We start from the raw sequence: 14,162 nt of genomic DNA, 5'->3' as shown, positions 1-14,162 counted from the left end.
CGCGTCAACTACGGGGCGGACGGGGCCGGGTGGCGCTCACTGTCCCGCCCGGGATCGCACTCCACACGGCGTCGGGAGGGCACGCCCTGGGACGCGTGGAGCATGGCACCGACACGCGTACGGGTGACGACGAGCCGGCCCTCCTGGGGGTACGCGTGCCAGGTCCGCCACCGGACCTGGCCCTCTTCGCTCTGCGCCACCATCGCGGTGAACGCGTGCGGGGAGCCGGGGAACGTGCCGGCGAGCCCGTGCGGATGATCGGCCACCAGGGCCAGGAGTTCCTGGGCCCGGCCCGCGAACGAGCGCTGCGAGAGCGTCTCGACACGCGCGGCGAACTCGTACTCCCAGTCGCCGAGCCGCTTCGCCACACCCAGCGGCAGTGGGGTGCTGCTGCCGGGGATGCAGGCGACGGTCTCCGAACAAGTGACCCGATCCTCCTCGAGCAGCACCTGGTGAGACGCGCCCAGGAGCCGCAACTGCACGTGTGCTCCGGTCAGTTCGAGGTCGAGCACGGCCAGGGCGGGCAGCCGTTCCCGGCCGAGGGCCCAGGCGAGGTCGTCGGCGCGGGTGTCGGTGTAGGGGGTATCGATGGTCGTGAGCATGGGTCGGCTCCGCAAGCGCGCTTCGGCGGGGTGGACGCGTGGACCTGGGTGCTCCCGGCAGGGAACGCCGGGCGTGCGGGGGGTGGCCTGCTCCGGTCCACGTGAGGTCCGATGGCTTTGATGAATCCAACAGGTTCCGACTGCGAGAAAATCACGAAGCGGGTGACGTCCACAGCGTTTTTACCCAACTTGACGTGGTTTCCATCCCCTCGGGGGCTGTGCGGTTCAACTGTTCAACGGAAACAGTAGGCCGAAGTCAACACACCGGCCGGACATTCTCACAACTGAAAGGTGCCCGGCGGGTGTTGGGCTTTCTGCCGTCACACCCGCCGGGCACATTCACGGACCGGCTGCCCCGTGTCAGCTGCCTCCGCCGCATCCGCCGCCGCCACCGCAGGAGGAGCTGCTGCTGCTGGACGACGACCCCCCGCACGACGACCCGCTCGCGTCACCCGCGGCCCACCAGCCGCCGCCCGACCCGCCCGACCCGGCCGCCCCGCCGCGCCGTCGGCTCCTGCCGCCCCCGCCCGTCCTCGCCACCGCGAAGACCACGACGACCAGCAGTCCGATCAGTACGAACCCGAAAACCGCCATCTTTCCCACCGTCCTTCTCGTTCCCCCGGTGGGGGCACATCCCAGGCCGAAGGCTCTGGGGAGAGACCCCCGCGACGCGGCGCGACCGCTTCCGGTGACCACGTGACGCATGTCTGCGTGGCTCAGGGATGCCCTCCGCCGCGCGGAGCCAAAGCAGACTTGAGCAACTCCAGAGGTTCCGCGCAGGATGGCCGCCATGACGACGGACTGGACGGCACGCGACGAGGGACCACGACCGCTGCTCAACCGCAGGCTGGCGGAGTTCGGCACCACGATCTTCGCCGAGATGTCGGCGCTGGCCCTGCGCACCGGCGCGATCAACCTCGGCCAGGGCTTCCCCGACACCGACGGCCCCGAGGAGGTCAGAGAAGCGGCCGTACGGGCCCTGCGGGACGGGCGCGGCAACCAGTACCCGCCCGGTCCGGGCGTCCCGGAGCTGCGTCAAGCGATCGCGGAGCACCAGCGGCGTTTCCACGGCCTCGTCCACGACCCCGACACCGAGGTCCTGGTCACGGCGGGCGCCACTGAGGCGATCGCGGCCGCCCTGCTGGCGCTCGTGGAGCCGGGCGACGAGGTCATCGCCCTGGAGCCGTACTACGACTCGTACGCGGCGTGCGTCGCGATGGCGGGCGGGGTGCGGGTGCCGGTGACGCTGCGGCCGCACGAGGAGGGTTTCCGTCTCGACCTCGACGAGCTGCGCGACGCCGTCACGGGGCGCACCCGGCTGCTGCTGATCAACACCCCGCACAACCCCACCGGCACGGTCCTGTCCCGCGAGGAGCTCTCCCAGATCGCGGCGCTCGCCGTCGAACGCGACCTCCTGGTGGTCACCGACGAGGTGTACGAGCATCTGGTCTTCGACGGCGAGCATGTGCCGCTGGCGTCGTTCCCGGGGATGCACGAACGCACGGTGACGATTTCGAGCGCCGGAAAGACGTTCTCCTTCACCGGCTGGAAGGTCGGGTGGGTGACCGCGGCACCGGAGCTGATCACGGCGGTCCGCTCGGCGAAGCAGTTCCTGACGTATGTCTCCGCGGGCCCGTTCCAGTACGCGGTGGCCGAGGCGCTGCGGCTGCCGGACACGTACTTCGAGGGCCTCCGCGACGGTCTGCGGGCCAAGCGCGACCTGCTGAGCGAGGGGCTGGGCGCCGCCGGTTTCGCGGTGCACCGCCCGGCGGGCACGTACTTCGTCACCACCGACATCCGGCCCCTGGGCGAGTCGGACGGCTTCGCGTTCTGCCGCGCGCTGCCCGAGCGCTGCGGTGTGGTCGCCGTCCCGAACGCGGTCTTCTACGACCACCGCGAGGCGGGCGCGCCCTTCGTGCGCTTTGCGTTCTGCAAGAGGACCGACGTCCTCGAGGAGGCGGTGGCCCGCCTGAAGTCCCTGGCCCTCTGAGCGGGCCCCGGCAACCAGGCGGCCCGGCCGGCTCGCGATCACCAGGATCGTGGGCCGGCCGGGCCGTGTCGCCGAGCCGACGCGTCAGGCCTCGTCGGCGGGCTTCTCCTCCTCCTTGACGGCCAGGCCGAACTGCTCCGCGAGCCACTTGTCGAACTCGATCGAGGCGCGCACCCAGCTGACGGTGGAGGACACGAAGTGCTCGAGGCTCACGCCCGTGCCGATGAGCATCTGGGCCTCACCGATGAGGCGGATCGTCGGCAGGTCGGCACCCTCCTCCTCGTGCAGGTGCGTGTAGACCTTCGGCCACAGCGTGCGGCGGTTCCAGTCGTCGATCGCGTCGAGGATCTTGGCCTTCTCCGTGACCGCGTGCGGACGGTCGTAGAACGTCCGCACCGAGAACACCTGCTGCTCGTTCTCGCCGCGGAACATGAAGTACGTGCGGAAGTCCTCCCACGGCGCCGCGAGGTCACCCTCGTCGTCGACGACGTACTTCAGCTCCATCTGGTCGAGGAGCTGCTTGACGAGATCCTGGTCGGGAACGACGGGGCCCGCCGGTCCTGCGGCCTGCTGGGGCTTGGGCTGTCCCCCGAAATTCGGAATCGAGGACGGGTCGATGGTCACCGGGTGTTTCCCTTCGTACGGATGCCGCCATCCTCCCCCATGCCCGGCGGGGGGTGGCAAGCCCCGCCGCCCGCGATCCGCTGCGGGCTGACAAGATCCCGCGACGGAGTACCCGGACGTCCCGTACGGCGCCCCGGGCGGCCCGGCCGGCTCCGCCGCGTGACGGCGGTGAGCCCCGGCCTGCGGGCCCACCGCGACCGCGCGGGCGGAGGCGGCCACGGTCGGCCTGACTGCGACGGACGAGAACGCCGGCAGCGCCACCGTCCGTCTTCGCGCCCACGGTCCCAGCGGCCGCCCCGGGCCCGGCACCGGTCCCGGGGCGGCGTGCCTGGCGCTACTGCGCCGCGCCGACGATCAGGCCGTCCTCGAAACGGTCGACCCGTACGGTGTCGCCGTCCTTCACCTCGCCCGCCAGGATCTCCTTGGCGAGGCGGTCGCCGATCGCCGTCTGGATGAGCCGGCGCAGCGGACGCGCGCCGTACGCCGGGTCGTTGCCCTCGTCGGCGAGCCAGGCGAGTGCCTCCGGCGTGACGTCGAGCGTCAGCCTGCGGTCCGCCAGACGCCGCGCCAGCCGGCCGATCTGCAGCTCCGCGATGTGCGCCAGCTCGTTTTTGGACAGGGCGGAGAAGACCACCAGGTCGTCGAGCCGGTTGAGGAACTCCGGCTTGAAGGACGCCCGTACGGTCTCCAGGACCTTCTGCTTCTTCTCCTCCTCGCCGGTCAGCGGATCCATCAGGAACTGGGAGCCCAGGTTGGACGTCAGGATCAGGATGGTGTTGCGGAAGTCCACCGTCCGGCCCTGTCCGTCGGTCAGCCGCCCGTCGTCGAGGACCTGGAGCAGGATGTCGAAGACCTCGGGGTGGGCCTTCTCCACCTCGTCCAGCAGCACCACGCTGTACGGGCGTCGCCGCACGGCCTCCGTGAGCTGGCCGCCCTCCTCGTAGCCGACGTAGCCGGGGGGCGCACCGACGAGGCGGGCGACGCTGTGCTTCTCGCCGTACTCCGACATGTCGATGCGGACCATCGCCCGCTCGTCGTCGAAGAGGAAGTCCGCCAGCGCCTTCGCCAGCTCGGTCTTGCCGACACCGGTCGGGCCGAGGAAGAGGAACGAGCCGGTGGGCCGGTCCGGGTCGGCGATCCCGGCCCGGGTCCTGCGCACGGCGTCGGAGACGGCCTGCACGGCCTCGGTCTGGCCGATCAGCCGCCGGCCCAGCTCCTGCTCCATGCGCAGCAGCTTCTGCGTCTCGCCCTCGAGGAGACGCCCGGCCGGAATGCCGGTCCAGGAGCCCACCACATCGGCGATGTCGTCGGGGCCGACCTCCTCCTTGACCATCGTGTCCTTGGCCGCCTCCTGCTCGGCCTCGGCCTGCGCGGCCTCCTCCAGCTCCCGCTCCAGGCCGGGGATCTCCCCGTACAGCAGCTTGGACGCGGTGTCGAAGTCACCGTCGCGCTGGGCCCGTTCGGCCTGGCCGCGCAGGTCGTCGAGGCGTTCCTTCAGCTCACCGACGCGGTTGAGGCCCTGCTTCTCCTTCTCCCAGCGGGCGGTGAGACCGCGCAGCTCCTCCTCCTTGTCGGCGAGGTCGCGGCGCAGCTTCTGCAGTCGCTCCTGGGAAGCGGGGTCGGACTCGTTCCCCAGCGCCAGCTCCTCCATCCGCAGCCGGTCGACGGCGCGCTGCAGCTCGTCGATCTCGACGGGCGAGGAGTCGATCTCCATGCGCAGCCGGGACGCGGACTCGTCGACGAGGTCGATGGCCTTGTCGGGCAGGAAGCGGGAGGTGATGTACCGGTCGGAGAGGGTGGCGGCGGCGACGAGCGCGCTGTCGTTGATCTGGACCTTGTGGTGGGCCTCGTAGCGGCCCTTGAGTCCGCGCAGGATCGCGATCGTGTCCTCGACGGTCGGTTCCGCCACCAGCACCTGCTGGAAGCGCCGCTCGAGGGCGGCGTCCTTCTCGATGCGCTCCCGGTACTCGTCGAGGGTCGTCGCACCGACCATCCGCAGCTCGCCGCGGGCGAGCATCGGCTTGAGCATGTTGCCGGCGTCCATGGACGAGTCGCCGCCGGCGCCCGCGCCGACGACGGTGTGCAGCTCGTCGATGAAGGTGATGATCTGGCCGTCGCTGGCCTTGATCTCGGACAGGACGGTCTTGAGGCGCTCCTCGAACTCACCGCGGTACTTGGCGCCCGCGACCATCGCGCCGAGGTCGAGCGCGACCAGCCGCTTGTTGCGCAGCGACTCCGGGACGTCGCCCTTCACGATGCGCTGGGCAAGGCCCTCGACGACGGCGGTCTTGCCGACGCCCGGCTCACCGATGAGCACCGGGTTGTTCTTCGTGCGCCGCGACAGCACCTGCACGACGCGGCGGATCTCCTGGTCCCGGCCGATGACCGGGTCGAGCTTGCCCTCGCGGGCGGCGGCCGTGAAGTCCGTACCGAACTTCTCCAGCGCCTTGTACTGACCCTCCGGGTCGGGTGTGGTCACCCGGCGCCCTCCCCTTGCCTTCTCGAACGCGTCCAGCAGCTTCTTGGCACTCGCGCCCTGCTTGTCCAGCACCTCACCGGCGGCGCCGCCCTTGGCGGCGATCCCGATGAGCAGGTGCTCCGTGGACAGATAGTCGTCCCCGAGCTCCTTCGCCCGCTGCGAGGCGTCCGCGATCACGGCGAGCAGCTCACGGCCTGGCTGCGGCGGGGCCACGGTGGAGCCGGTGACGCTGGGCAGCGACGCGAGGACGCGCTCGGCCCCGGAGCGCACGGCGGCCTGGTCGGCCTCGACGGCCGCCAGCAGGTCGATGATGTTCTCGTTGTCCTGCCCCTCGAGCAGGGCGAGCAGCAGATGCGCCGCCGTCAGGTCCGGGTGTCCGTCGGAGACGGCCCGGCTGGTGGCGGCGTTGATCGCGTCCCGGCTCTTGTTGGTCAGCTCCGCGTCCACGTTCGCTCTCTCCTCCTTGCTGAGGGACTTCTTCGTGCCCGTCCGTACCGAATCCTCAATGCTGACCCAGTCAACGTGCACAAAGTTGAGTCTATTCCACTCAGGGTGCTGCGGAACAGGGCAGGAGGCCGCCCAGGTAGGTTCCGCCCCATGGCCATCGATCCACGCAACCCCGACGCGTCCTACCTCAGCTTCTGGCGCGACCGTCACATGTGCACCCTGACGACGCCCCGTCCGGACGGCACTCCGCACGTGGTCGCGGTCGGGGTCACCTACGCACCCGAGGACGGGGAGCGCGGCACGGCCCGGGTGATCACCAACAAGCACAGCCGCAAGGTCGCCAACATCCTGGCCGCGGACCCCCAGGGGGCGCGGGTGGCGGTCTGCCAGGTGGACAAGGGCCGCTGGGCGACCCTGGAGGGCGTCGCGACGATCCGCACGGAGGCGGAGGTCGTGGAGGACGCGGTGGCGCGCTACGCGGAGCGGTACGGACGCACCCCGGCGCCCAATCCGGACCGGGTGGTCATCGAGATCGCGCTGACCCGCGCGATGGGCCGGGCATAGCCGGCCGGGCCCGGGAAACACGTTCCGGGCAGCACAACGGCGCCATCGTGTTTCAGGTCCACGATGGCGCCGCTGTGTGGGGGAAGCACCTGAGCGATCTGAAACGACGGGGGAATCGCTCAGGCACTGCGGGGGGTGGCGGTGGTGTCCGGCTCGGCCAGCTGGTGGTCACGCTGGTCGAGATTGACAAAAATCATGCCGTACCGGATGGCACAGCGGACGGGCTGCGGAGCCCCTCGCGGCCGGCGCAGACAGCGGTAGGCGCGGACATCCTCGTCCTCCTCGCGGGCGACGACGATCGGCTCACCGAACAGGGTGACCATCAACGAGTCGCCACGATGCGGAATCGCCGTGACGAGGTCGATGAAATGCCACCCGGACCGATAGGCCGTCGCCATCTCGCGCCGGAAGACACGATCGTCCGGAGGGATGGTCATGCGCCCGGATCCGCGTCCACGGGAGCGATCTCCCATGTGAGTTCGTCCGTGCCCGCGATCACCACGCCCCCCTGCCCGGACTCCCACGTGGGCTCACCCGCGACGACCGCGTGGGCCGGCTCGGACTCCCATGTCGGCTCACCCGCGACGACCGCGTGCGCCGGCTCGGACTCCCAAGTCGGCTCGCCGCTGATCACAGCCACGCTGAACGCGGCTGCCCCGGCAGCAAGTGCGCAAAGTATGCGAACCGTCCTGTTCATGGAGGATCTCCACCCCATTCTGTTCAATACCCTCCCCCCGCGTCTAAGACCATGTCTCACGCCGAATGCTTCCACCAGCGACCACAGGCATCATGTTCCTGTAATTCAGGACCCTGAGGGGGTGTCAAATGTCTTCGAACCAGGACAATGTCGGGCATAAGCACAGTGGTGCCGAACTGTGCGAAGCAGGGAAGAATCTCTACGCAACGGCTCTGCGCAGCGGCCAGGTCTCCCGGGCGGAGGCGGCGGACGCACCCTGCCTCGTCGATCTGTCCCTGCTGCGTCCCGATCCCGACGACGCCCAGTGGCTCCGCCCCGTTCCACCGTCGCTCGCACTCAACCAGCTGATATACCCCATCGAGCGGGAGATCCAGGAACGCCGCCAGCTCGCCATGTCGATCGCCGGCACATTCGAGCCGTTCATGACCATGACGGCGCAGGACCTGTCGACCAGACACGCGATCACCGTGCTCGAGGGTCTCGGCATCATCAACGCAGCTCTCGACCGTGTCACCGCGGAGTGCTCCGAGGAACTGCTCACGGTCCAGCCCGGCAGCGGACGCCGTCCGGACACCCTGGAGCACGGTCTGCGCCGCGCGGAACCGCTGCTCAAGAACGGCGTAAAGATGCGCACGCTGTACCAGCACACCGCGCGCCACCACCCGTCCACGCTTGCGTACGTCGAACGTGTCAGCCCCTACGGCGTCGAGGTGCGCACCCTCGAGGAGATCATCGACCGCCTCATCATCGTCGACCGCAAGGTGGCGTTCGTGCCCGCCCGCAGCGACCGGCAGGTCGCGCTGGAACTGCGCCACGAAGGGCTGGTGCGCTATCTCGTGGGCGTCTTCGAGCAGTTCTGGCTCCACGCCACGCCGTGGGAGGAGCAACTGTCCTACGCGCCCGAGCTGGACGGCATCACCAGCGTCCAGCGCTCCATCGCCAAGCTCCTCGTCGAGGGCCACGTCGACGACTCCATCGCCCGCCGCCTGGGCATGAACGTACGCACCTGCCGCGCCCACATCGCGAAGCTGAACGCCACCCTGGGCAGCGGGAGCCGCGCCCAACTCGGCTATCTCATCGCCCAGTCCGGCATCCTGGGGGACGACGCCGGCACCCTGTGACGCCGCCGGCGGCCGTGCCGCGCCTGTTCCGGCTCCTCCCGGCCGCGCGCGGCCGGCGGGCGCCGTGGGCGGCGCGAGCCGGCCCGGAGCAGGCTGCGGGCACACTGAAGGACGACCACATCGCCCTCGGCCTCGGCACCCGCGCCCCGCGGCACCTGACGACGACTGTCGGCGGCGAACCGGTGGAACTGAAGCCGGGCAAGGGCCGGCTGAGCCGCAGCTCGTACCGGATGGACGTGACGTACGCGGGGAGGTTCTACCGTCGCCAGCCGGACTCGATCCCGGGCAGCCGGTTCACCAGGGACCGCGCTCGCCCCGGGGACTTCTCGAGCGACGGCGACGGCCTGGTGATCGCCGAGTGGCGTGAGGGGACCGGGGCGGAGCCGGCGGACGCCGCCGTGGCCTACGCGCCGGCCGCGGCCTTCGGGACCGGTGCGCAGCCGCTGTGGACGACGGCCGTCGACGCGGTCGCCGCGGCCGTCCCGTAGACAGCCGGCCCGGGGGCCACGGACGTACGGCGGCGGGCCGGGAGAGCACCTGCTCCCCCGGCCCGCCGCCGTAACGTTCCGGTGGTCAGTCGGCGCGCTTGGGCCGCCACACGACCAGCGCGCTCGCCTGCTGCACGTCCTGGTACGGCACGAGGTCGCGCCGGTACGAGGCGTGCACCTGGGCCTCGCGCTGCCGCATCGCGGCCGCGGCGCCGTCCACGGCCGCCGACAGTTCGGCGACCCGCTGCTGGAGAGCCGCGACCTGGTTCTCCAGTTCGATGATCCGCTTGATGCCGGCGAGGTTGATCCCCTCGTCCTGCGACAGCTGCTGCACGGTGCGCAGCAGCTCGATGTCGCGGGCCGAGTAGCGCCGGCCCCGGCCGGCCGTGCGGTCGGGGGAGACGAGTCCCAGCCGGTCGTACTGCCGCAGGGTCTGCGGATGCAGTCCCGACAGCTGTGCGGCGACCGAGATGACGTACACCGGCGACTCGTCGGTCAGTTCGTAGGGGTTACGGCTGCGCCCCGACCGGTCCATATCAAGCTCCCTTCGCGGCCTGGAACAACTCCGCCCGCGGATCCTGGTCCGCGGTGGCTTCGCGGTAGGCCTCCAGCGCTTCCTTCGCCTTGTCGCTGAGCTCCCGGGGTACGGCGACCTCGACGGTGACCAGCAGGTCCCCGCGGGTGCCGTCCTTGCGGACCGCGCCCTTGCCGCGGGCGCGCATGGTGCGGCCGTTGGGAGTGCCTGGCGGCAGTTTCAGCGTCACCGGCGGACCGCCCAGCGTGGGCACCTTGACCTCGCCGCCGAGCGTCGCCTCCGCGTAGGTGACGGGCACCGTCACGGTGAGGTTGTCGTCCCTGCGGCCGAACACCGGGTGGGCGTCGACATGCACGACCACGTACAGATCACCGGCCGGGCCGCCGCGCTCGCCCGGGGCGCCCTTGCCGCGCAGCCGGATGCGCTGCCCGTCGGAGACGCCCGCCGGGATGCGCACCTGCATGGTGCGGGAGCTGCGGGCCCGGCCGCTGCCCTTGCAGACGTCGCAGGGGGTCTCGGCGATCAGGCCCCGGCCCTTGCAGTCCACACAGGGGTCGGTCAGCGAGAAGGAGCCGCTGCCCCCGCGCGAGACCTGGCCGGTACCGACGCAGGTGGGGCACACCCGGGGCGTGCCGTTCTTGTCGCCGGTGCCCGAACACGCCTTGCACGCGGCGGAGCTGGACATCCGCAGCGGGACCGTCGCCCCGTCGACCGCCTCGGTGAAGCTGAGCGTCACCTCGGACTCGATGTCCTGGCCGCGGCGCGGCTGGGTCCGCGTGCCCGCGCCGGCGCCCCGGTTGAACAGGCCGCCGAACACGTCCCCGAGGCCGCCGCCGAAGCCGCCCGCGCCACCCTGGCCCCCGCCCTGGGGACCTCCGAAGAGGTCACCCAGGTCGAAGTTGAAGGTGCCGCCGGGACCGCCGGCGCCAGGTGATCTGAAGCCGCCGTTCCCGAACAGGGCGCGGGCGTCGTCGTAGTCCTTGCGCCGCTTGGGGTCGCCGAGGATGTCGTTGGCCTCGGAGATCTCCTTGAAGCGCTCCTCGGCCTTGGCGTCGCCCTTGTTGGCGTCCGGGTGGAACTCGCGGGCGAGCTTCCGGTACGCCTTCTTGATCTCGGCCTCTGTGGCGTCCTTGGGGACGCCGAGAACCTTGTAGTAGTCCTTCTCGACGAAGTCCTTCGTGCTCATCGACGTCCCTCCTTCCGGACGTTTCCTGCGTCAGCCCGCAGGCTGCGTGCCCTCCTCGGGCCCACCGCTCTCCTCGTCGGCCGGCTTCTCTTCCTTCTGCGCCGCGGGCGCCGCTCCCGGCTGGGGCTCGGCGACCGCGACCCGCGCCGGGCGGATCGTGCGCTCGCCGATGCGGTACCCAGGCTGCAGGATCGCAACGCATGTCGTCTCTGTGACGTCAGGCGCGTACGAGTGCATCAGGGCTTCGTGGATCGTCGGGTCGAAGGGCTCGCCCTCCTTACCGAACTGCTGCAGGCCCATCTTGGCGGCGGCCGTCTCGAGAGACTCGGCCACCGACTTGAACCCGCCCACGAGCTCCCCGTGTTCCCGGGCGCGGCCGATGTCGTCGAGCACGGGCAGCAGCTCGGACAGGAGCGACGCCGTGGCGATCTCCTTGACCGTGATCCTGTCGCGCTCCACGCGCCGGCGGTAGTTCTGGTACTCGGCCTGGAGCCGCTGGAGGTCGGCCGTCCGCTCGTTCAGGGCGGTACGGACCTGGTCCAGCTGTGCCGTCAGGCCGACGGTCTGTGCTGCGTCCCCTTCCGGGGCCGCCGGGGCCTCCTGCTCGGAGGTCTCGGCGGTCTCGGCGGCGTCGTCAGGGGTGGCGCCGGAGGGGACGTCAGGCTTCTCCTCGAAGCCCGGGGTCTCCTCCGTCACGCGGCACCGTCCTTCTTCGACTTGTCCTCGTCCACGATCTCGGCGTCGACGACGTCGTCGTCCGCGGCGGCGCCGGCCTGGTCCTCGGCGGCGGCACCCTCGGGCGCGGCGTTGGCGTACATCGCCTGGCCGAGCTTCTGGCTGACCGCGGCGACCTTCTCCGTGGCCGTGCGGATCTCGGCGGTGTCGTCGCCCTTGAGCTTCTCCTTCAGCTCGGTGAGGGCGGTCTCCACCTCCGTCTTCACCTCGCCGGGGACCTTGTCCTCGTTGTCCTTGAGGAACTTCTCGGTCTGGTAGACGAGCTGCTCGCCCTGGTTTCGGGACTCGGCGGCCTCGCGGCGGCGGTGGTCCTCGTCCGCGTACTGCTCGGCCTCCTGGCGCATGCGGTCGACCTCGTCCTTCGGCAGCGAGGAGCCGCCGGTGACGGTCATCTTCTGCTCCTTGCCCGTGCCCAGGTCCTTCGCGGTCACGTGCATGATGCCGTTGGCGTCGATGTCGAAGGAGACCTCGATCTGCGGGACGCCGCGGGGCGCCGGCGGCAGACCGGTCAGCTCGAACATCCCGAGCTTCTTGTTGTACGCCGCGATCTCGCGCTCGCCCTGGTAGACCTGGATCTGCACGGACGGCTGGTTGTCCTCGGCCGTGGTGAAGATCTCGGACCGCTTGGTCGGGATCGTGGTGTTGCGCTCGATGAGCTTGGTCATAATGCCGCCCTTGGTCTCGATACCGAGGGACAGCGGGGTCACGTCGAGGAGCAGGACGTCCTTGACCTCACCCTTGAGGACACCGGCCTGCAGCGAGGCTCCGATGGCGACGACCTCGTCCGGGTTCACACCCTTGTTGGCGTCCTTGCCGCCGGTGAGGTCCTTGACGAGCTCTGCTACGGCGGGCATACGGGTCGAGCCGCCGACCAGGACCACGTGGTCGATCTCGGACAGCTGGATGCCGGCGTCCTTGATGACGTTGTGGAACGGGGTCTTGCAGCGCTCGAGCAGGTCCGACGTCAGCTGCTGGAACTGGGCGCGGGTGAGTTTCTCGTCCAGGTGCAGCGGGCCCTCGGCGGAGGCCGTGATGTAGGGCAGGTTGATCGACGTCTCGGTGGACGACGACAGCTCGATCTTCGCCTTCTCCGCGGCCTCGCGCAGACGCTGGAGAGCCATCTTGTCCTTGGACAGGTCGACGCCGTGCCCGGACTGGAACTGCTTGACCAGATAGTCGACGACGCGCTGGTCCCAGTCGTCACCACCGAGGTGGTTGTCACCGTTGGTGGCCTTCACCTCAACGACGCCGTCGCCGATCTCCAGCAGCGAGACGTCGAAGGTGCCGCCACCGAGGTCGAAGACGAGGATCGTCTGGTCGTCCTTGTCGAGGCCATAGGCCAGGGCGGCCGCGGTGGGCTCGTTGACGATGCGCAGTACGTTCAGACCGGCGATCTCACCGGCCTCCTTGGTGGCCTGGCGCTCCGAGTCGTTGAAGTACGCCGGGACGGTGATCACCGCGTCGGTGACCTTCTCGCCCAGGTAGGACTCCGCGTCGCGCTTCAGCTTCTGCAGGATGAACGCGCTCATCTGCTGCGGGTTGAAGTTCTTCCCGTCGAGCTCGATCTTCCAGTCCGTGCCCATGTGACGCTTGACGGACCGGATGGTCCGATCGACGTTCGTGACCGCCTGACGCTTGGCCACCTCGCCGACCAGCACCTCACCGTTCTTCGCGAAGGCGACGACGGACGGCGTGGTCCTGGCGCCCTCGGCGTTGGTGATGACGGTGGGCTCGCCGCCCTCCAGAACGCTGACGACGGAGTTAGTCGTGCCCAGGTCGATGCCGACCGCACGTGCCATTTTCGATTCCTCCAACGACTGACTTGAGTGGAACTGGCTCAAGGATGCCTCACCCGTCTCCCGGCGTCAACAGAGCTGAGTCGGGGCCACTCAACTTTTATCCCGCCCTTACATGCAGTTCTTCCTCGTGCGCGTGGCGCAGCGGCTCCCCGGGCAGGCCCTCTGGAAGAGTCACATCTGGAGAAAGTGGTCAACATCTGTCATTGGTGATGCGCCCGGACGAAGGAGGTCACGCCACCCATGCCCGCGAAGAGAGCCGTCGACCTGACGGGCGCCCTGCTCCTCCTCCTGGCACTCTCGCCACTCCTGCTGATCGCCGCAGCGGCCGTGGCGGCGACATCACCCGGCCCCGTGCTGCGGCGCCGCGAACGGGCGGGCCTCGGCGGGCGCACGTTCACGATGCTCACGTTCCGCACCGGGCACCCAAAGGCCGTCACACCGGTGGGCAGGGCGCTGCGCCGCCACTTCCTGGACCGCCTCCCCCAGCTCCTCAACGTCGTACGCGGGGAGATGTCCCTGGTCGGGCCGCATCCGCTGACCCCCGACGCCGTGCGCGAGGGCGTCGGGCCGGAGCGCGTCCGGCTCGCGGTACGCCCCGGAATGACCGGTCTCTGGCAGGTCAGCGGGCGCTCCGAGCTGCCCTGGGAGGAAATGACCGTGCTCGACCTGCATTATGTGGAGCAGCACTGGCTGGGACTCGACCTGGCGATCCTGGCCCGCACGGTGCCCGTGGCGGTCGCCGGACGCACCGAGGTCCACGCCGCACCGGTGACCCCGGTCAGGGTTGCCTGAGCGACACAGATCACCGCGTGCGCGGCTACAGTGCGGCGGAATAAGTGGGTAGTCTCAGCTCGGACTGAATAAGTTACCGCTTAGTAGTAGTGCTGGATCACCC

General features: G+C 70.0%; 15 protein-coding genes. 5 read left to right on the top strand and 10 right to left on the bottom strand.

Going from position 1 to position 14,162, the window contains the following annotated elements:
• Positions 1–8: 8 nt before the first annotated feature.
• Positions 9–602: a DUF2617 family protein gene (locus tag OGH68_RS19595; protein WP_264245743.1), complete on the bottom strand. Its 594-nt coding sequence runs from the start codon at positions 600–602 to the stop codon at positions 9–11.
• Between the two features lie 360 nt (positions 603–962).
• A complete protein-coding gene (locus OGH68_RS19590) occupies positions 963–1,196 on the bottom strand; it encodes a hypothetical protein (protein ID WP_264245739.1) in 234 nt (77 codons plus the stop codon).
• 187 nt (positions 1,197–1,383) lie between these two features.
• Between OGH68_RS19590 and OGH68_RS19585 the strand changes: the two genes are divergently transcribed.
• Positions 1,384–2,592: a pyridoxal phosphate-dependent aminotransferase gene (locus tag OGH68_RS19585; protein ID WP_413471005.1), complete on the top strand. Its 1,209-nt coding sequence runs from the start codon at positions 1,384–1,386 to the stop codon at positions 2,590–2,592.
• 84 nt (positions 2,593–2,676) lie between these two features.
• Here OGH68_RS19585 and OGH68_RS19580 read toward each other — a convergent pair whose 3' ends face one another.
• Together OGH68_RS19580 and clpB are read right to left on the bottom strand one after the other, a co-directional pair.
• Entirely contained in the window at positions 2,677–3,216 is a 540-nt protein-coding gene (locus OGH68_RS19580; RefSeq protein WP_264245735.1) for a YbjN domain-containing protein, read from the bottom strand.
• A gap of 334 nt (positions 3,217–3,550) precedes the next feature.
• Complete coding sequence (gene clpB / locus OGH68_RS19575; RefSeq protein WP_264250171.1) at positions 3,551–6,142, bottom strand: ATP-dependent chaperone ClpB; 2,592 nt, start codon at positions 6,140–6,142, stop codon at positions 3,551–3,553.
• 150 nt (positions 6,143–6,292) lie between these two features.
• Here clpB and OGH68_RS19570 point away from each other — a divergent pair, with 150 nt between their 5' ends.
• The gene (locus OGH68_RS19570; RefSeq protein ID WP_264245733.1) at positions 6,293–6,706 is read left to right on the top strand and encodes a pyridoxamine 5'-phosphate oxidase family protein; all 414 of its coding nucleotides are present in this window, start codon (positions 6,293–6,295) and stop codon (positions 6,704–6,706) included.
• 119 nt (positions 6,707–6,825) lie between these two features.
• On the opposite strand, the gene OGH68_RS19565 is transcribed toward OGH68_RS19570, so the two are convergent.
• Entirely contained in the window at positions 6,826–7,143 is a 318-nt protein-coding gene (locus OGH68_RS19565) for a (2Fe-2S)-binding protein (RefSeq protein WP_100108277.1), read from the bottom strand.
• Positions 7,140–7,346, bottom strand: a complete 207-nt coding sequence (locus OGH68_RS19560; protein WP_264245731.1) for a hypothetical protein — start codon at positions 7,344–7,346, stop codon at positions 7,140–7,142. Before OGH68_RS19560 ends, OGH68_RS19565 begins: the two co-directional genes overlap by 4 nt.
• Before the next feature lie 185 nt (positions 7,347–7,531).
• Between OGH68_RS19560 and OGH68_RS19555 the strand changes: the two genes are divergently transcribed.
• Positions 7,532–8,524: a helix-turn-helix transcriptional regulator gene (locus OGH68_RS19555; RefSeq protein ID WP_264245730.1), complete on the top strand. Its 993-nt coding sequence runs from the start codon at positions 7,532–7,534 to the stop codon at positions 8,522–8,524.
• 14 nt (positions 8,525–8,538) lie between these two features.
• A complete protein-coding gene (locus tag OGH68_RS19550) occupies positions 8,539–9,012 on the top strand; it encodes a hypothetical protein (protein WP_264245729.1) in 474 nt (157 codons plus the stop codon).
• Positions 9,013–9,097: 85 nt separating this feature from the next.
• On the opposite strand, the gene OGH68_RS19545 is transcribed toward OGH68_RS19550, so the two are convergent.
• Genes OGH68_RS19545 through dnaK form a run of 4 tightly spaced genes read right to left on the bottom strand, consistent with a single transcriptional unit; the run spans position 9,098 to position 13,267 of the window.
• The gene (locus tag OGH68_RS19545; RefSeq protein ID WP_264245727.1) at positions 9,098–9,547 is read right to left on the bottom strand and encodes a heat shock protein transcriptional repressor HspR; all 450 of its coding nucleotides are present in this window, start codon (positions 9,545–9,547) and stop codon (positions 9,098–9,100) included.
• A 1-nt stretch (position 9,548) separates the two neighbouring features.
• On the bottom strand, positions 9,549–10,733 hold the full coding sequence (gene dnaJ, locus OGH68_RS19540) for a molecular chaperone DnaJ (protein ID WP_264245725.1): 1,185 nt from the start codon (positions 10,731–10,733) through the stop codon (positions 9,549–9,551).
• A gap of 30 nt (positions 10,734–10,763) precedes the next feature.
• Complete coding sequence (grpE, locus tag OGH68_RS19535; RefSeq protein WP_264245723.1) at positions 10,764–11,429, bottom strand: nucleotide exchange factor GrpE; 666 nt, start codon at positions 11,427–11,429, stop codon at positions 10,764–10,766.
• A complete protein-coding gene (gene dnaK / locus OGH68_RS19530) occupies positions 11,426–13,267 on the bottom strand; it encodes a molecular chaperone DnaK (protein WP_264245720.1) in 1,842 nt (613 codons plus the stop codon). Before dnaK ends, grpE begins: the two co-directional genes overlap by 4 nt.
• A 240-nt stretch (positions 13,268–13,507) precedes the next feature.
• On the opposite strand from dnaK, the gene OGH68_RS19525 reads away from it, so the two are divergent.
• Positions 13,508–14,059, top strand: a complete 552-nt coding sequence (locus OGH68_RS19525) for a sugar transferase (protein WP_264245719.1) — start codon at positions 13,508–13,510, stop codon at positions 14,057–14,059.
• Positions 14,060–14,162: the final 103 nt, after the last annotated feature.

Origin of the sequence: Streptomyces peucetius (assembly GCF_025854275.1) — a bacterium.
GTDB lineage: Bacteria > Actinomycetota > Actinomycetes > Streptomycetales > Streptomycetaceae > Streptomyces > Streptomyces peucetius_A.
This window is presented reverse-complemented; position numbering and strand designations above follow the sequence as displayed.